The 19,672-nt window shown below is 41.4% G+C and carries 12 protein-coding genes; 3 read left to right on the top strand and 9 right to left on the bottom strand.

Annotated features, from left to right (window positions below; all coding sequences use genetic code 11):
• The first annotated feature begins 56 nt into the window (after nucleotides 1–56).
• From PTUN_RS18280 to PTUN_RS18270, 3 genes are all read left to right on the top strand, one after another.
• On the top strand, nucleotides 57–2,753 hold the full coding sequence (locus tag PTUN_RS18280; protein WP_009836479.1) for a TonB-dependent receptor domain-containing protein: 2,697 nt from the start codon (nucleotides 57–59) through the stop codon (nucleotides 2,751–2,753).
• Nucleotides 2,754–2,870: 117 nt separating this feature from the next.
• Nucleotides 2,871–5,393: a TonB-dependent receptor gene (locus tag PTUN_RS18275; RefSeq protein ID WP_009836480.1), complete on the top strand. Its 2,523-nt coding sequence runs from the start codon at nucleotides 2,871–2,873 to the stop codon at nucleotides 5,391–5,393.
• 96 nt (nucleotides 5,394–5,489) lie between these two features.
• A complete protein-coding gene (locus PTUN_RS18270; RefSeq protein WP_009836481.1) occupies nucleotides 5,490–7,769 on the top strand; it encodes a beta-N-acetylhexosaminidase in 2,280 nt (759 codons plus the stop codon).
• A 139-nt stretch (nucleotides 7,770–7,908) separates the two neighbouring features.
• Here PTUN_RS18270 and PTUN_RS18265 read toward each other — a convergent pair whose 3' ends face one another.
• From PTUN_RS18265 to ltrA, 9 genes are all read right to left on the bottom strand, one after another.
• Nucleotides 7,909–9,999: an Ig-like domain-containing protein gene (locus tag PTUN_RS18265; RefSeq protein ID WP_009836482.1), complete on the bottom strand. Its 2,091-nt coding sequence runs from the start codon at nucleotides 9,997–9,999 to the stop codon at nucleotides 7,909–7,911.
• A gap of 259 nt (nucleotides 10,000–10,258) precedes the next feature.
• Nucleotides 10,259–11,545, bottom strand: coding sequence for a S41 family peptidase (locus PTUN_RS18260; RefSeq protein WP_040643419.1), 1,287 nt, complete (start codon nucleotides 11,543–11,545; stop codon nucleotides 10,259–10,261).
• Nucleotides 11,546–12,277: 732 nt separating this feature from the next.
• A complete protein-coding gene (locus tag PTUN_RS18255) occupies nucleotides 12,278–12,772 on the bottom strand; it encodes a nuclear transport factor 2-like protein (protein WP_009836484.1) in 495 nt (164 codons plus the stop codon).
• Nucleotides 12,773–13,044: 272 nt separating this feature from the next.
• Nucleotides 13,045–13,515: a hypothetical protein gene (locus PTUN_RS18250; RefSeq protein ID WP_040643420.1), complete on the bottom strand. Its 471-nt coding sequence runs from the start codon at nucleotides 13,513–13,515 to the stop codon at nucleotides 13,045–13,047.
• Nucleotides 13,491–13,631: a hypothetical protein gene (locus PTUN_RS22010; RefSeq protein WP_198138418.1), complete on the bottom strand. Its 141-nt coding sequence runs from the start codon at nucleotides 13,629–13,631 to the stop codon at nucleotides 13,491–13,493. The genes PTUN_RS18250 and PTUN_RS22010 overlap by 25 nt, the downstream gene beginning before the upstream one ends.
• 113 nt (nucleotides 13,632–13,744) lie before the next feature.
• Entirely contained in the window at nucleotides 13,745–14,629 is an 885-nt protein-coding gene (locus PTUN_RS18245) for a TolB-like translocation protein (protein ID WP_040643421.1), read from the bottom strand.
• A 422-nt stretch (nucleotides 14,630–15,051) separates the two neighbouring features.
• A complete protein-coding gene (locus PTUN_RS18240) occupies nucleotides 15,052–17,328 on the bottom strand; it encodes an AAA family ATPase (RefSeq protein ID WP_009836487.1) in 2,277 nt (758 codons plus the stop codon).
• A 131-nt stretch (nucleotides 17,329–17,459) separates the two neighbouring features.
• Nucleotides 17,460–17,672 carry a hypothetical protein gene (locus tag PTUN_RS18235; protein ID WP_009836488.1) on the bottom strand — a complete coding sequence of 71 codons (213 nt, stop codon included), beginning with the start codon at nucleotides 17,670–17,672 and terminating at the stop codon, nucleotides 17,460–17,462.
• Nucleotides 17,673–18,274: 602 nt separating this feature from the next.
• On the bottom strand, nucleotides 18,275–19,564 hold the full coding sequence (ltrA, locus tag PTUN_RS18225) for a group II intron reverse transcriptase/maturase (RefSeq protein WP_009836374.1): 1,290 nt from the start codon (nucleotides 19,562–19,564) through the stop codon (nucleotides 18,275–18,277).
• Nucleotides 19,565–19,672: the final 108 nt, after the last annotated feature.

Here is a 19,672-nt window from a genome sequence, read left to right as displayed (position 1 = left end):
AAACTAAGTCACTGTGAGCAATAAGGGATAGCGCTCTATAGCTCTAAAAAGGGATCATGACCAAGCAACCTACTCGTTCTTATGTCAGCCATTTATTAATTTACTGCTGTGCGCTTTGTTTAAGCGCATGGCACCTCTGTGCCTTTGCCACAACTCAGTTCTCCCTCACCGACGCGTTATTTAAAGTCGCTAAAAAGCATAATTGGCAACTCAGTATGACACCGCTTAACAATGAGCCTATGGTTAGTTTACTTGAAGAGCCTGCCAATCTAAATGCACAACTGGAGCATCTATTAAACCATACACCATGGACCTACACTTTATACCCAACACTTAATACGGTCGTAATCACTGCGCGTGTATTAGCTAAAAATAACAATAATCATGACGAGGCAGCCAATGCTCTTGAACGTATTTTGGTTTCAGGTCAAGGCAGCCACAATCGTTCAATTTTAAGTTCATCTTTATCTATTACTCATTTAAATTCAGCTCAACTTTACAACCAAGTACCTTTCAGTACCGCCGATACATTCAATAACGCACCTGGATTTTGGGTCGAAAATTCAGGCGGAGAAACCAATAATAATGTCGCACCACGAGGCTTGCGCGGCGGTGAGGGATTTCGCTTTATTAGCTTACTTGAAGATGATTTACCAGTTGTCTACGACGGTGTGTGGCCCGATTTTTTCTTACGCCAAGACTTTACCACTGCTGCAATTCAAATTGTGCGAGGGGGTAGCAGCGGTATTTTTAGCGTTAATGGTCCAGCCGCCAATGTTAATTTTATTGGCCAAACCGGTGACAATGCGCAGCGAAAATTAAAATTCACCAATGCAATTAACTATGGCTACCAACGCCTAGATGGGGTGTATAGTCATCAACTCAGTGACAACTGGTATCTGCTAAGCGGTGGATTTTATCGCCAATCAACGGGCATAAGGGAGCCGGGATTTAATACTGATCAAGGGGGCCAATTGAGTATCCGTATAAATCAAATAACGCCCACCTACTCTCAACAATGGGTAGTTAAATATTTAGAAGATAAAACCAGCTTCTTTGCCCCTATTCCAATGCAGAATCAAAAAAAACCGAGAGCAATTAATTCTCTAAATGCCGGAACCAGCACCTTATTAAGTAACCAATTACGTTATTTTTTTGCACCCCATGGTGGGAAAATACGCCGTTATGATTTAGCTGACGGACAACAAACCCGCGCCATTAGTCTGACTTACTTAATTGATTTTTCGCTAACTGATTCGCTGCTGCTAAGTAACAAAAGTCGACTATCAGATTTATCCACCACCTTATATACCCTAATGAACCAAGGTAATGAAACATTACTGCCAGCCAAAGATTGGTTAAGCAGTGCGCCTGTGAAGCAATTTTTAACCCACTATCTTGGCTCAACAGCGGCACTTTATTCTCCTATAACACAACAATATCTTGACCCAACACAACTAAATAACAATGGCTTAGTGACATTTTCTTACCCTCTGTATGCTGAATATCAGCAGATTCAATGGATCAATCGCCTAAGCCTTAACTGGCAAATGAATGAGCAAACCGAACTCATGTTCGGCTCTTTATATGCCAATAATGATTTTTCACAGTTGCCTCACGACCGCTGGTTGGGCAGTATTTTAACCGATGTGACCCATCAACCCAGCCCAATTGAAACTGTTGCATTAGATCCGTTTGGCCAAAAGATTGCGACGCTCAATCCTTTGGGTGTATTGTCATTTTCAGGCCCTACCTACATTACAGGCTATGGGGAAGCGAAGTCCCACTCGCTTTATGGTAATGTCCGCTACTCAATTACTGATGCACTTACCTTTGATATTGGCGCACGAACTGAATGGCTCCAACTAACCGCAGTAGCTAATACAGATCAGCAAAACCAATACTCACAGCATCAAACGATTACTCAAAGTAGCCCTTATCGCTTTAAAAAATCAGAGCAATTTACTAAAACAGCCCTCAGCACTGGGCTAAACTGGCAATTTGCTGATGCCGCCGCCACCTTTATTCGTATTGCCAATGCGTTTGAAATGCCCAAATTGCTCAATTTTGGCAATACCTTAGGGTATAGCTCTTACCTTGCAACGATCCCTGACACCGTGGGGTTTGGCCGACCGGTTGAACTGAGCTTTATTGAATGGGGTACGCGCATTGCTGATACATCTGGATTTATAAGCGCCAGCTTGTTTGAAACACAATTCGATCCTTTACCTTTTACTGTTTATCAAGGGAATCAAAATACCCAACTGGGTATTTTAATTAGCACGCAAACCTATGGCATGGAGCTAGAATTTGCTAAAACTTTATCAGCACATTGGTCAATTAGTGGTGTGGCGGTGTGGCAAAATGGGCGCTTTAAAGGCATTCCCTCCCAGCTTGCAGAAAGCAAATATAACAATAACCAAATTACCCGCACCCCCAATGCTCAATTGCGGATCACACAAAAATATCGTTTTTCACAAGGTGAGCTGGCGCTCACAGCATCCTATATTGGCACACGCTATTCTGATGTGGCCAACCAATTTGCATTGCCTGCCTACTATGTTGTTGATGCGAGCGCACAATGGGCACTTAATGAAAAACTCACCTTAGGTCTGAGCATTAATAACCTTTTAGATACCATAGGCTTAACCGAAGGAAACCCCCGAAGTGGCTTAATTCATCAACAAAATCAATATTATGCCAGACCCATTTTTGGGCGCGCATTAAACTTAAGTTTGCATTATCAGTTTTAAGCACAATACCTTTTGCAGATAAACCAATTTTCTATTCCCATTTTCAATTGTTCAAACGTTTAACAAATAACCGAGTTAAAAAATCGGGGTTTTATTATCGTCAACTAGGGAAATAAAATGTCTTATCAACAAAAAAAACAACCACGTTTTAATCGTTCATGTCTTTGCTTGGCTATTAGCAGCGCGTTACTTTGCTTTGCGGCGGCGGCTGAACAAAATGCACCAGCCGAGCAAGGTAAAAAACTGCTCGATCTTGAAAAAATTATCGTTACAGGTACCACACGTCGCGGCCAAACCAAACTTGAGTCTTCAGTGTCAATTACCACCTTAGATGCAAAACAACTTGAACGAGAGCAACCCCTTGGTACTGCCGATTTACTTGAAGTCGTGCCTGGTTTTTGGGTTGAAGATTCGGGCGGTGAAACTAATAACAATGTTGCTCCACGTGGTCTTCGTGGCGGCGAAGGGTTTCGTTATATTGGCGTAGAAGAAGATGGCTTACCTGTTGTATACGATGGTGTGTGGGTTGATTTTTATCAGCGTCAAGATCTTAGCATTCAAAACATGGAAGCGGTACGTGGTGGTACTTCTGGTTTACTCACCGTCAATGGCCCTGCGGCATTAGTGAATTTTATTACCCGCAAACCCGATGATATCGAAGAAGGCACCATTCGTGTATCGACTGCCGATTACGGCATGCTCAAAACCGAACTGTTTTACGGCACGCCAATTAGCGACAATTGGAAAATGGCGGTCGGTGGTTTTTATCGTCATTCTGAAGGCGTTCGAGACACTGAGTTTAGTGCTGATCACGGTGGCCAAGTGCGCCTAACGTTAGTTCGCGAATTTGAAAAAGGCCAGCTAACGCTATCTGCCAAGCACCTCAATGATCACACTACTTTTTATGTACCAATTCCATTACAAGACCAACAAAATCCAACCGGGATCCCAGGGGTTGACCCACAAAGTGGCACCTTGATTGGCAACGACCAACGTTTATTAAGCTATCGCAAAGCCGATGGAAATTACGTTACGCGCGACCTTAAAGATGGCCAGCATACCCAATTTTCAACCCTTGGCTTTAATTTAGATTGGGAGCTTAGTGATAACTGGCTCATGAAATTGGCAGGACGTTATTCAAAATTCGATAACGACATGTATATTTTACTTAACTTTGATAACTCGACTTTAATGAATGCAAACGATCGCTTAGCACAACAAGATGTACAGGGAATGCTCAGCCATTTTGCAGATGATGGCGCTGTGCGAGCCATGTATCGGTATGTGGGAGACGATCACATAATTAACGACCCAAGCCAACTTAATGGCAATGGCTTAGTCACCACTAGTTACCCTTTGTTTTCAAGCTACCAAGCTGAGCAATTTGTAAATAAAGCCTCGTTCACTTACGAAGGCGAGCAAAACAATCTCACCCTTGGCTGGTTATATGCTTATGTTGATGCCGATACCCTACCCGTTGATAAATGGGAATCACAATTTTTAACGGAAGTACGCTCTAATGCCCGTCGCCTCGATATAGTTGCAGTCAATAACAGCGGTGATGTTGTGGGCCAGCTAACCGATAACGGTTCAACAGGTTATGCGCCAGGCTGGGGCCAAGCCACGGCTTTTGGTACTTCAAGCTCACACTCATTTTTTATTAATGATGAATTTCAAGCCACCGATGATTTACGCCTTGATGCGGGTATTCGTATTGAATGGCTCAAGTTAGATAGCACTGCATCGGGTACGCAATTCGCTGTGCCAATTTTGGGCGCCTTTAACGCCAATGGCGATGACAGCGATAACATTATGGCCAATAACTATGCCGATATGCCATCGAGTAAATTTTATAACCAAACCCGTAACGAAACCGAAGCCGCGTGGACAGTAGGGTTTAATTACACTTTTAATAAAGATATGGCGATGTTTGGCCGCTATGCCGACGCTTTTGAAATGCCACGCTTATTAAGCCATGGCCAAGGGATCCACAGCGGTAAAAGCGCTGACTTTAACGACGTGGTTAATTTAACCTTTAGCGAATTAGGCTTACGTTATTCGGGTGAATCAATTGGTACCTCTGCCACATTATTTCGTACCAAGTTTAATGATTTAACCGAGCGTAATTTCACCTCAAGTAACGGCGCAGTCGCCAATCAGACCATAGATACCATTACCGATGGCGTCGAGTTTGAAGCGGCGTGGCAAGCAACCGATGATTTAAAAATTGAGCTTACAGGTGTGGTCCAAGAGCCTAAAATGTCGGGCTTTGAAGGTGATTTTAAACATTGGGAAAACAACCAAGTTAAACGTACTCCAAAAATGCAATTACGCATTACTCCTACCTATTATTTTAATAATGGCGATGTGTATTTAACCATGCACCATTTAGGCGATCGTTTTTCAGATGGTGAGAATAAATTTGAATTACCCGCCTATACCACATGGGATGCAGGAGTGAACTATCAATTCACTTCAAGCCTGCGCTTACATGTCAAAGCCGCTAACCTGACCGATGAAATTGGTTTAACCGAGGGTAATCCACGTGCCATTAATGACCAACAAGCGGGTTATGAATACTACTATGCTCGCCCGATTTTAGGGCGCACCATTAGTGCCTCGCTCACCTTTGATTTTTAAGCTTTATTTTTAATATTTGTTCAACTTCCCCCTTGAACTTACCCAAAACCCAACGTCTGCCAACGCTTGGGTTTTATTTTTCTGTTGGAGTTATCGATGTATTATAAAATTTTGACCAGTATTAGCGTATTGGTATTTTCAGCTTGGCTTTGGGCTGCGCCGTCAACAATCTCTATTGTGCCTGAACCGAAACAAACGATTGTTTCAAAAGGTGTATTTTCCCTAAACAATCAAACAAAAATAAGTTACGACAGCGACAAAAGCAAGCCGACAGCAACCATGTTTTGGCAAACTATTGCGCCCGTTACCGGTTATCAACAGCCAATAACACAGCGCTCGGTTGTTGGAAAAAACCACATTCATTTTCAGCTTGATAGCACACTGACCACGCCAGAAAGTTATCAGTTGAGTGTCTCTGTAGAGCAGGTTCGTATTCGTGCTGCGGACGTAGCCGGGTTATTTTATGGCATGCAATCATTGTTGCAATTACTCCCGCCAGATATTTATGCCAATCATCCCATCAACCAATTAAGTTGGGATATTCCAGCCGTCGAAATTAATGACCAACCACGTTTTAGTTATCGCGGCATGCACCTTGATGTCAGCCGCCACTTTTTTAATGTGGATTTTATTAAAAGCTATATTGATTGGCTGGCCTTTCACAAACTAAATGTATTTCAATGGCATCTAACCGATGATCAAGGCTGGAGGATAGAAATTAAGACCTATCCCAAGCTCACTGAAGTTGGATCAATACGTAATCAAACGGTATTGGGCCACACCTATGACTACCAACCACTTTTTGATACGACCGCTGTAAAGGGGTTTTACACTCAAGCACAAATCAAGGACGTCGTGGCCTACGCGGCAGCAAGACATGTGATGGTCATTCCTGAAATCGACATCCCGGGCCACAGCACCGCTATTTTAGCGGCTTATCCAGAATTAGGTTGCAGCGGTAAGCGCCCCGTAGTTGAAGACAACTTTGGCATTTTTGAAGCGGTTTTATGCCCCACCGAGCAAACGTTTGCCTTCTTACAACAGGTTTATCAAGAAGTCGCTACGCTTTTTCCTGCCCCTTATATTCATGTTGGTGGTGATGAAGTGATCAAAAAACAATGGCTCGCAAGCCCTTTTGTGCAGCAACTAATGCAAGAGCTTCAGCTTACTAGCACAGAACAAGTACAAAGTTATTTTATTGGCAGAGTCAGTAATATAGTCACCGCGCTTGGCAAAAAAATGATCGGCTGGGATGAAATATTAGAAGGTGGCTTAGCCCCTAATGCCTTAGTTACCAGCTGGCGCGGCGAAGATGGCGGTGTTGCTGCAGCAACACTGGGTCATCAAGTAATAATGAGCCCTTATCAATTTGTTTATTTTGATGCCTATCAATCCCTGTCACAGCGCGAACCTAAAGCAATTCATGGTTTAACCACCCTCAAAGACGTGTATTTATATGAGCCTATACCTGCGCAGCTGCCCGCTTCACAACATCATTTAGTCCTAGGCGCACAAGGGGCTTTGTGGACGGAATACATAAAAACCCCGCAACAAGCTCAATACATGCTTTTTCCACGTATTGCTGCTTTTGCTGAAGGGGTTTGGAGCCAACCTGCGCAGCGCAACTGGTCTTTGTTCACGCAAAAATTGCCGCTATTATTTGCACGCTACCAAGCGCAAAACATCCATTATGCACTCAGCCATTTAGTGCCTGATATTGCCATTAAGCAAGTCAACTCGGGGCAATCACAATTAACTATTGCCAACCAATTAGATGGCCAAATTCAGGTTAAACTGACAAATGAAACACTGGATCATATCTACAGTGAACCGCTTTTAGTCGATAGTAATAAACAAGTGGTGAGTGTCAGTGCTCGTTTATTTGCGCCCAAATTAGGCCTCTATTCTTTGCCCGTACAAGTCAGTTTTGCCCACCACAAAGCGGTAGGTAAACCTATTACCTTAAAATACCCGGCGCAATCTGATGGGCTACAAAAACTCAATGATGGTATTTTTGCTTTTGACCAGTTTTACCGTGCAGATAATTTCGCTATTTTTTATGATAGCGACTTAGAGGCCGTTATCGACCTTGAAAACAAAACGTCATTTCATCAAATAGTCATGGGTATTGATGCCGGCCGACATCGCCAATTACATCCACCCATTGCAATATCAGTGTGGGTATCGAATGACAAGCAAAATTGGCAGCGAGTAACACAATTAAATGCAAGTGAAATAAACGGACCACTCCTTAGCTTTGCGGTAGGTAAACAGATAGCACGTTATGTGAAAGTACACGCAGTTAATGCCAAAAATAGTACCGATCCACAAATCCCAAAATTGCCGCTTTACATCGATGAAATTGCGATTTTTTAATGATGATTACAGATAAAACTAAGTATGGCTGAGTTCAAAAACACTCACATCGCTAGATAGTTTATTTTTAATTAACAAGGCAAATAAGCAATAAAAAAAGGGCTCTGTGAGCCCTTTAAATCAGTTTTATAGTTATTAATTATTGCGGGATATATTGGTAAATGGCTTTACCATAATAATTGGTATAAGCGCCACCAACCGACAGCAGAGTATTACCATAGGCAACCGTTTTAAAGTCACGTAAATAATAGCTAGTGGTATCTTGCACCTCAACCGCAAACGGATTAGCGCTAAGCGTTTTCCATTGCATTAAATCAAAATCAAATTGCACAAAGTTTTTTGCACTTAACAGGTATAACTTATTGCCTGTAAGTGTAGTGTCATAATAAACACCGGCTGCAAAATCAGGAATTAACTCTGAATTTAAAACACTTTGTGTTGTAGTATCAAATTGACTTAACAGTAATTGCTCATCTTGACGTTGGATAACAAAAAGCGCATCACCTTTGCTAAAACAATGTTGTATTTCATTCAAACTCTCAGGTAATTCTGTTGCTTGCCAGCTGTTGTCCACTGTATTTAAACGATTAAGGCGTTGCTGTTGACCATTTTTAGAAAACGCAATGACCTCACCGTTAAATGAACAACTCGCTTGTAGCGGATTACTAAATGGCGCAAAAGTCGGCGCTGCAAACGTTAGCCAGGTTTTTTCTTGTGTATCATACACTTCCATATTAGCTTGCGCATTTGCCCCACTTGAACACGCCTCGGTGCCACCAAAGAGATAAAGCTTTTTATCAACAAGTTCTGCTTGATAATAATAACGACTCGATTGCGGAGAGCTCAGTTCTTGCCAATTATTTTGTGCAATATCCCAATATGACAACCTTGGAGCGCTCGGTTCGGCACTTGCACACAACATCGCAGAGGCAATCGCAAAGTTATGTGTCACTGCATACAGATCATCACCGGTTGACTGGACACTTAAATGCGAACCTTCAAAACCCGGTAAATCACCGAGTTTAACCCAAGATACTGCAATCACTTCAATATCAAATGCAGGTAAAGCAGCTTCAAATTCACCATCTGAGACACGAATAACAATGCCACTGGTTTTACCTGCATGCTGATTTGAAGGCATACCACTCAATACCCCAGTTACAGTATCAAACGTCGCCCAATCAGGTTTATTGTCAATACTAAAACTCAATTGCTGCGAATCAATATCTGAAGCCGCGGCAGCAAAATGATACGTTTCATTCGCTTGCACAGTAGCTGCTGGAGTTCCTGTAATTACTGGCGCATCGTTAACAGCCGCAAGGGTAATATTAACTTTTACCGTGCTACTTTCTTTAGAGCCTTTTTTTAGTTTAAAGCTAAAGGTATCGTCACCAAATTGGTTAATTGCTGGAGAGTAAGTTAAAGCAGGATACACACCCGTCACTTGTCCAAGCGTCGGTTGATTTAACAGTTCAACAACTACAGCTTCATCACCATCAGGGACTTGATTAGCACTAATACCTATCGTTAATGGGTTATCTTCAGTACCATTAACCGTGATTTCAGGTTCGACTTCAAAAATGCTTTGGGCAATCACATCAACATTAAAGGCGGGTAAAGCAGCTTCTAATTCACCGTCAGAGACACGAATAACAATGCCACTGGTTGTACCTGCATGCTGATTTGAAGGCATACCACTTAATACCCCAGTTACGGTATCAAACGTCGCCCAATCAGGTTTATTGTCAATACTAAAACTTAATTGCTCAGAATCAATATCTGAAGCCGCGGCAGCAAAATGATACGTTTCATTCGCTTGCACAGCAGCAGCTGGAGTTCCTGTAATTACTGGCGCATCGTTAACAGCCGCAAGGGTAATATTAACTTTTACCGTGCTACTTTCTTTAGTGCCTTTTTTTAGTTTAAAGCTAAAGGTATCGTCACCAAATTGGTCTGCTACCGGCACATAGCTTAGATTTGGATATACGCCCGATATCTCACCAAGCGTAGGTTGATCTACTAATTCTAAAACTATAGCCTCAGTACCAGCGGGGACTTTATTGGCATTAATGACTACAGCTGATGGGCTATCTTCCTTGCCTGTAACCGTCATTACTGGCTGGATCTCAAATACACTTTGCACTAGGGTCGGTGTGCTTTTTTTATCAGAACCCCCACAGCCGGTTAACAATACAGCAGATATAGCTAAACTTAAAATTTTGATCTTCATAATAAAACCACTTCCGATGTGAACAGAAATTTAATGTGCCTTGCGCTTCTCATCTTTACCATGCAATTGACGAGCTATGAGCAACAAAAGGATAGAACTTCATTAAATACTAAAGCTTTTTCAGGTACAAGAATTCATGCTAATTCATTGTAAATAAATGTATAAAAAAACTGCAACACCAGCAATTGTCTAAATTTATGTTTGTCACCTTTACCATCACCAACCAACTTTTTTACAGCTAATTTTATAATGAACTCAATTACACCACACCGCAGCTTTTCATCTTTATAGCTTCAAACGACTTAAACCCTATGGTGATGGCGCTTTTTATGTCGGTTTTATCGGCAAAATTGGCTTGCTGCGTCATTTGCTCTATCCCATTACCTAAGGTGTAACGCATTTTAGCGCTGCCATGACCGTAATATCTCAGCTGATAAGCAAACTGATATTTTTTAGTATTGGCATTATACATCGGCTCTGATATCCGGTATTCGAGCGCGCAATCATTGCCGAAAAACCGCCAAGCGGAATAATTGATTTGCGCTTTATTTTGCGAAAAGGTTTCTTGTGGTGTGCCGCGCCCTTGTAAAACACGGTATTCAATCGCTGATTGCGTAGCCAAAGGTTGGGTTTCTTGAAAGGCTAAAAACGATGTAACCAGTAAATCGGGCTGAAGACCTAGTGTCTGACTTTGTTGGGGGTTGACGCCATTATGAAGCACAAACTTGCCAACTGGCAGTGTTACTTTGAGCTTATGGTGCAGACTCACTTGCTCATAGATATCGACTTGCCCAGCAGTAGGTTCACCCACAACATAAGCCCGTTTAAGGTGCTGTAAAGCACTAACAAAACGCTCAGCCACCACCCCTGTTTGCTCGCTGGTTAGCACATACACCGGCACATGAGCTCGTTTTTTACCGGCCACTCTTTTAAGTGTTGTAATGATGTCGGCCTTTTTTTTACCAACTTTATCAATACGATATAACTCAGTAGGTTGTTCAAATAAATAACTTGCGGTGTACAACAAGACATCAGAATCCGCATTTTGGGGGCTGCGGCTGTGGCGCAAATCAAAAACAAATACCTCAGCATCCGCCACTTGGCTAAAAAGGGTATCAATTTGTGTTTGAGTGCTGTGTAAATCAAGTTCAATCAGTGCTATTTCATCATTTACGAATGTGATTTGATTCGAGGCCGTGGTGGCAGCTACAGCATGTGAAAGGTCGGGCTCATTCGCCGATACGACAATGGAGGGATCTTGTAACACCGCTTGCACATCTTGGGTCAGTTTGGCAGCAAAGTCAGCGGGCTGATCAAAGCCTAAATACTTATAAGATTGATATTGTTTGCTGAGGTGCGCTGCAATTCGTTTGCCTACTTGTGGGTCACTGCTGCGCTGTTCAATCTGTAACGCTAAAGTATTGATAATTTCTAGCTGGGCTTCTTCGCTTAGTAATAACGATGCTTGCGAGTCCTCGGAATAGGCCAACGTTGCTACACAAGCTAACATCCCAACAACGAGTCCTTTACCCATCTTTGCAGCCATCCATCGCACTCCTTTATTCGCCATTTGTTCCTATTACACATCGGTAAACTAGAACATTAATGCAGCAGGCTGTCAGCAAAAAAAGCACGTTAATTTGTAAGAGGATATTACCATTAGTTGCCGATAGAAAATCTAACAACCTTGTATTCATTACCTGTATAAGATTGATCTAAAACGCGATGCTCAAAGGTGATGTTTCAAAGCAAGCGCCAAAGCTGAAATTAAAATCTAGCAGCCACAACCCTACGTGACTTCTCAACAGATCCAAAAATGCCCTATGATATTAACTCAGGGGGCAATCCCTGCTTAATACATCCTGTTTATCGTTTTTCGACAAGGGAAACAAACTGATTTTCACCACCGGCCGCACCGAGACACTGCGCGCCACCGAGGTTAAAAATGTATCTACACAACTCCACAGTTCATAATTAAATCGATTGCGAAATGTTGTGAAATATTGGAAATACAAACCAAATTTGTAGTTTAGCTCTTGATTTATGACGTAAAAACTAAAGTCAGCAACAAATAAAAATGCCTTAATAATTTCTGAAGTCAATTTTTTGAAACTGAATAACGCTAATTATATCAATGTAATATGTAGAGGTGATTACTTTCTTTTCAACTTTATCGAAAAATCAATGCATCTTAAATATGATTAAAAGGTCTAGTTTTTGTGTTTTTTAACATCAGAGCCAAAAAGAAAGACCTAACCCTAATGGTTCGTAGCTATAACTATTTCTTAATTAGTTCATCATTCATATTTTTACCCCCGAGGAAATCTTCTCTAGGAGTGTAATTAATCCAATCTGTTTGCTTTATAATTTTATTCTGGGAATTAAACTCTTGATCAATTATAAACAACCACGGACCCATTTTTTGACCGTTATAGATAAACTCATGAAAAAAACCTTGTGTTACAACCGTATTTCCTTCTTGAATTTGTTTTGTAATGGTTAAAATCCGATCACCCGAAAGAACCGTAAATTCGCCTTTATCCCAAGCTAAGAATTCTTTAATCTCTCTTTTCGTTTTAAAACTATTTCCATAGATAATATCTTCAAATTGAGCGTTATTATCATAGAAAGACATTAAGCGTTCAAAATCATTACGGTGAGAATAAACACTAAAATAATCACCGACAATTTTAGACAAATCATTGTGATTATCGCTTGTAGAAGCGCAGCCACTCAATAAAGAAACGATTAATATAGTCAAAATAGTACGCATAGTAGGATAATTCACCAATAGTTATAACGAGACTCTAGAATTACTCCAACAGCCAAATTCAACTAACAATCGAGCGCCTAAAATCAATCCTAAGCGTTTTTAAAGCATTAAATAATGCATTTTGAACCTATAAAACAAGCTTTTTTTATTAACAATAAGAGTATATATAGTATCAAGGCCCCAATAAGGGCCTAAAAATTGTTTGTTAAAATGTTGAAAAACGACACAGCAAACTGTTTTTAGTCCCGTTTTTATTGGCTCGTTAGGCAAATTTAATAGCGCTTTACCTCTAAGTCTTTTATTTTTAATTCCCATTCATTTGCATTAGAGACAATTGGCACCTTTACTGTGAGGAAAGACTCTGAGTTTGGTTGTATTACCCAACTAAAATCACTAACAGAATTGGTCGCTAAGAGCTCGCCATCGTGCTTACTAATTATTTCATAACTAATATCACGCCACTTGTATCGGGTATTATTTTTAACTTTATAGGTAATTAATATAGTGTTGGGTTTATTAGCATCAATAATTTTTTCTAGATTAAAAGAGAACTCACTTTCGAAGTCACTAAATTCTTTTTTATTAAATAAACCTGTATTCCAAAACATAAATACTAAAAAGGGGAGCATAATGATTAAACTATAGTGCTGAGGGTTTTTATACCAAACCTGATACGACTGACAGTATGAACACTTTGTAGCACTCGTTTCTATTTCTTTTAAACATGATTTACACGTTTGCATATTGCAATACTCCATTTGCCTAACGAGGCTGTAGAATTTCTATTTTTATAAATTTGGCCATTTTTTTGACCTCCTGTATCGCTTTCTAAGCGACAATCTCGTACTAAGCAATGCATTTTAAACCCCTTAAAGCACCTAAAAACTTGACCAAATGAGTAATTCTACAGCCTCAACGCCCGAAGAAGGCGCGCCGCTTTTGGCGTCGCTCTTACTTCGATTGTTATATGGATTATTGTTTGGGCCTGAGCATTTCTATAACCTGCGAATCCACCCAGTAGATATCACCTTCAGGATCGCTACCATCGTTTGTTTGAATTGGGGTCCGATTAAAAAAAAGATACTTGCCATCGGGCGATACATACGCGCCAGATTCAACCCCATTAGTATTTACCTTCTCTCCTAAGTTTATCGCCGCCCCCCATGAACCATCTTGTTCGCGAAAGCTGATATACAGGTCTTGATCGCCATATCCATCGTTCTTTTCACTATCCCAGATTAAGTAAGACTCATCTGGTGCAATAAAGGGGTGGGCAGTCCATTTTCCAGAGTTTATCTGCGATCCCATCAATTTTGGTGGTTGGCGTTTGCCATCTTTAATTGTTGAAATGCGGATTACATCATTGTTTTTGTAGTCATCAAATACATAAGTGCCTTTGGCCGATGCAGACAGGCGCATAATGCCCCAATCTTCCCTCTCAAACATAGGCCCCAGACTTTTTATCTCTGACCAGCCATTACTGGTGCGCTCCATATATTTATTGCCCAGATGCATGATCTTACCATCTGGCGCAAGTATAGGACGTCCCACTCTGGCTCCTACAACTGATTCTTGCCACTGGTTATTTTCTAACTTAAAACGTATTAACCACCATTTTTTAGTGTAAACATCCTTTCTCGTAAAATAGAACTCTTTCATATCAGGGGTGAAGGAACCGCTATAGTCACGATGCTTAGTCGCGACATACCCAGGAGCAAATGTTTTTGGGGTTAAGCCAGGTGGCTTTTGCCCAAGGTATGGCCCCTCTAAGACTGGAAATTCATCTTGGCTATAACTTTTGCTACTGATAATTAGAATAGAAAGCAGCAGAATAATTGAATTAAAAATATGCTTCACAATTTTTCCTTGTTTTAAAATCAACGAATAATTTAACTTCGCTTCAATGTGATTGAACAAACGGTCAATTTATGCAAATCGACTTTAAAATACCTGACGTCCTTATGACTTTTTGATGATGTTTTCTGACAGCAATAAACAACTTATTAGGTGCATATAACGAGGCTGTAGAATTTCTATTTTTATAAATTTAGCCATTTTTTTGACCTCCCGTATCGCTTTCTAAGCGACTATCTCGTACTAAGCAATGCATTTGAGAACCCTTAAATCACCTAAAAACTTGACCAAATGAGTAATTCTACAACCTCAACGCCGCCATAAGCGGTGAGTAACAGTTGGCTAAAATGTGTAGCGAAGCGGAACCGAGCCAACTGTTACGAATCCGACTTTATGGCCTTGTTATGTGCTGATTACTAATGTGTTTATCCAGCATAAATCACAGCTAGCGACCTTTCTACAAAGCTTAAAAGCTCACCATCTGTAATTTGAACTTGGTCTGCCGCTGGATTAGTATCGTGATGAAACTGTCCGGCGTAACGATTTATCTCATTAAGTTCGTTAGTAATGTTTTGAGCATTAACTAAAGGACTTGGTGGTTGCGCATTACTTATCAAGTCAATAACTTGCCCAAACAAAAGGCCGCCATTTATCAAGTTGGGAAAACGTCTATGTAGATACCCTTCAAGCATTGGCCGAATTGATCTAGCTATTTCCATATTGCTCTGAGCATTCCCAACTAAATATTCATCAAGCATGCGGTGGCATTTGAAATATGCACTTTCACATTCTTGATCAAGATTTATTACATCAAAGTCACTATAGCGATTAATGACTGATTTTAACTTTAAACATTTAATTTCGTTCGGGTTTCCTGTTCGCAACACATCATCACGAAGATTACGAAGGAAATGAACATCATGTGCAAGAACAATTATTTGCTTGCAGCTGTCATGCAACCTCTTCAAAACAGTACGTGTTTGCTGCTTTCTGTTAAGGTCTAAGCTACACATTGGGTCATCTATTACAATGACCTTGTTGGCTAAATCAGGATCAGATTCAGCAGAGGCTATGAAGAAAGCAAAAGCTAATGTGCGTTTATCACCCTCACTCAGAGAAGTCTTAAAATCTGGTACACCACCACTTAAAGCAATGTTCGCACCGCGCATTTGCAATACATAATCACTTCTCAATCCACCCCGATAATTAAAATCAATATTCGGAATCAGAAATTGAGCACCAAAACCGCGCAAAAGCTCATTAATACGATCTTTATAGCTTTCTAGAGTTGCCTGCATGATTTGATTCAAGGCATCTTTTTTTGTTTGTTTTTCAGATTTTGCAGTTTCGTCCTGAATTTTTTCCAAAGCGAGCTGTGAAAATAAATCTACAACATCTTGCCTGTAACGTATTTTAGCCCACTCTAAATCACGAATTTGGTTTTTCAAATTCTCAATACTTAGAGCTGCCAAACTGTTTTTGTAGTTTGTTATAACAGCTGTAGCATTTGAAATTGAATTGTTACATGCAACAACAACCTCTATAACTTCCTGCCAGATTCTAGCAACTTCGTTTTTATTATCTTCAGAGCCAACAGCGTCGAGCAAATTAACTTCTTTGCTCTCTCTCAAAGCGTTTAACAGAGTTTCAATATTAGAAAGAGCATCTCTTGCGGAATTTTCATCGAATGTTGGAGGTATTACCTCAACATGCTCCTGCCAACCATCAATGACTGCACTAGCAGTTTCAAACCGTGACTTTAATCTGTCAATGATCTCATTAGAGCAGCTCGCGTTAATGAGGCCTGTCAACCGAGAAACATCCGACTTAAGCTGATTATAATCTTGATTAAAATAACTGCGATATGCTTGTATTAATTCGACACCATCGAGAGGTTGGTTGCAATACAAGCAATTACCTTCTTCACCGTATGCATGCCCATCACTTATCCATTTCTCTAAACGATTTTTGTTGTGAGTATTTAAGTGTTCTTTAACTTGCTGCTCTGCTGCTAGATCAATATTTTCGAGGGATGTACCCAAAACATTAAAAATATCATCCACATTAAGTGTCGGCAATGCTAACTGCTGAGGCAATGCCTTAGCTTGAATAAGACCTATATTTTGGGCTTCAACGATTTTGCCGTTAAGAGCGGATATTTGATCATCTGCATCTACAACTTCGGCGATTCTTTGAAATTGAGTTTGCGTCAAACCTCTATGCAGCACTTCTAATTGATTACTTGTTTCTCGTATAGAATTGGCTGCTGCTCTCGCATTATCATCTGCGAGATCATATTCTTGTTGCGCCACAACAGCATTTTCGCCAAGTGCAAATTGTAATAAGTTTTTTCGTTGGTCGGCTGTAACTTGTCCACCTGCATAAACATTTTGTTCAACGAAATCGGCATCAAATACTAAAAGCTCTGGGCGCTCAACATCCCAACTACCATTTTGAAAGGTAGAACGCTGCCCATTAGAAAATTGAAGAATTGCTTCTGGTTCGTTATTACCATCAATAGTTCGGCGGTTTACGAGGAGTTCAGGTTTATTCGTCGAACAAGAACGGAATAATGAAGCTAGTGTTGATTTACCTCGTCCATTATCTGCATAGATAAAGCTGGCTTTCTGTAGTCCATGAGCTCTTGCATCAGCATCATGTAAAAGCCCTATACCTTTTATTCTATGTATTCTTTCTAACATTTAAATCCCTTTCGTCATTCGTCAATTAAAGATGCCAGTGCTCCGAAGCACATAACGCCCGCAGCTGCGGACGACTTGTAGCGACGAAGGAGCGGAAAGGCGTTCCGACAGCCTGCGCTTGTTAAGTGTTTTTAGCTCGATGTCCATTTGCTGCTCGCTGAAATATGATTTGGAAGAGTAGAAACGATTTCGTCTGGGCCTTCAATATCCCAACCCATGACACAACAACCACATGCGTTTTGTTCAGATACAAAGCACAATACTTTCCGATTAGCTTCAAGCCAGCTTTCAGTTAGTTCTACCTCACCCGGATTATCGATTAATGCGCAAATAGTTGCTTTCATAGTTTGGACACTTAACGCTTTAAACAGCGGAAAACGCGAGCGTTTTGGCGCAGGCAGCGAGTGGTTTTCCGCTGCTTTAACTTGTTATAACCCATTTTTACGCCGAAGCCTAAGCCAATTGAATAGCTCATAGCCAGCCAAAATTGAAAAGCTAACCAGAATGACGCTACCCATCTCTAGTAGCTCGGGTCTCCCACACGCTCCGCCAGGTCCAGCTATACCTTCTATGAAAAGGAAATACATAACAGCCGGTATGTAGCCCAGAGAAAGCCCAAATACAGCAGGCACCCAAAGCCGCGACTTTTGGCTGAAATATCGACATAATAACGCAAACAAAAACAGTACAATCCCAACCCCAACATTTCCAGCAAAGGTGAGTTTATGCTCGTCGCTCAGTCCTTCTGGCGGAACAAAACAAGCATAACAATCGCTTGCGAATATGATTAGAAAAAATGAAATTAAAATTCTCAAACTAACGTCCGTGATGGGTTAATCGTGGTAGAGCGACCCATTACTGGGCCGACCCCACACAGATCCGGACGTGCGGAATTACCGCATCCGGCTCTTCAGTTATATATTCACGCGTGTAAATCAACACGCTCCTAGTACCAATCTACGTGAATAAATCGCTTACTCACTCTTGGTCGCTCAATTGCATAATACATTAGCATCTTCTTGAAATTACTCCAATTGTAACTGCGTCTGCCACTGCGCCTATTCAGCCATTTGTATAAACTGTGCAACACATAACTGTACAATCTATCAAGGCTGCAGCTGTTGTCTGGCAGGCCAAAGTAATTTCGGTATCCCATCAGTTTGCGTTTCAGTTGCGGCATCCAAGTGTTGAGCTTGTTTGACCGCTTGGCTTTGATGTATTGGTAAAACTCGCTCATGCTGGCGCGGTGCTTTTCCGCCCCTGTTCGCCGCCTGAGTCGAGGTTTTCCCTGTGCATCTTTTGCCCAGTAAAAGGCAAAACCAAGAAACACAAATTGCCGTTTTCGACTCGGGTGAAATCGACTAAATCGTAGCAGTGAGGTTTTCTCCTCTGCCACTTCTAAATTGAATTTCTTAAGTCGTTTTGGCAGCACCTCGTAAAATCGCTCAGCATCGTTGGCGTACTGAAACGCACACACAAAATCATCGGCGTACCGGATGAGCATCGCGCGGCCACGCATTCGGGGTTTTACTTTCTTTTCAAACCATAAGTCGAGTGCGTAATGCAGGTAGATGTTCGCCAGTACCGGGCTAATGATCCCCCCTTGCGGCGTACCGCTTTTCGGGTATTCAAATACCCCTTCAGGTGATTTTATGCGGGCTTTAAGCCATTGGCTGATTAAACTCAGCATGGCTTTGTCATCAATGCGTTGTTTGAGCATCTTCATCAGCCAGTTGTGATCAAGGTTGTTGAAGAAGCCTTTAATGTCAGCCTCCACAATGTAACCGTATCCTTTAAACTGAAGATTCAACGCTAAACTGTGCACCGCTTGATGGGCGCTTTTATTCGGTCGGTAGCCATAGCTATTGGGCAGAAAATCCGCTTCCCAGATACTTTGCAATATCTGGCTCACGCCTTGTTGCACCAATTTATCATCCACCGTGGGCAAGCCCAGCGGTCTCTGTTTGCCATTTGCTTTGGGAATAAAGACACGTTTGATGTCATTGGCTCGAAAGCGCTTATGCTTCAGGGCATCGCTCAGTCGAGTAATGTTGCCAACAAGTTGCTGCTGATAAGCAGGCATGGTGATGCCATCAATACCAGCGGCTGCTTGTTTATTGAGCTGACCCCAACTTTGATACAGGAAATCTTCCCTTAGTAATCCGTATAAGTTCTGAAACCTGTGTTTGGGGTGGCGCTGTGATTTAAATGTGATCGCGTTTAGTTCGGTTATCATAGTGAGTCCAGCCCTACATTGTCCGGCCTATGTGTCTGCTAAACACGTGATATAACTGCCAGCCCCTTCGCCATGTGATCGGCTTTCCCGTCTCAAACTACTACGAAC

Origin of the sequence: Pseudoalteromonas tunicata (genome assembly GCF_002310815.1) — a bacterium.
GTDB classification, from domain to species: domain Bacteria; phylum Pseudomonadota; class Gammaproteobacteria; order Enterobacterales; family Alteromonadaceae; genus Pseudoalteromonas; species Pseudoalteromonas tunicata.
Note: the sequence above shows the minus strand (reverse complement) of the source record. Positions and strands in the feature narration are given on the sequence as shown.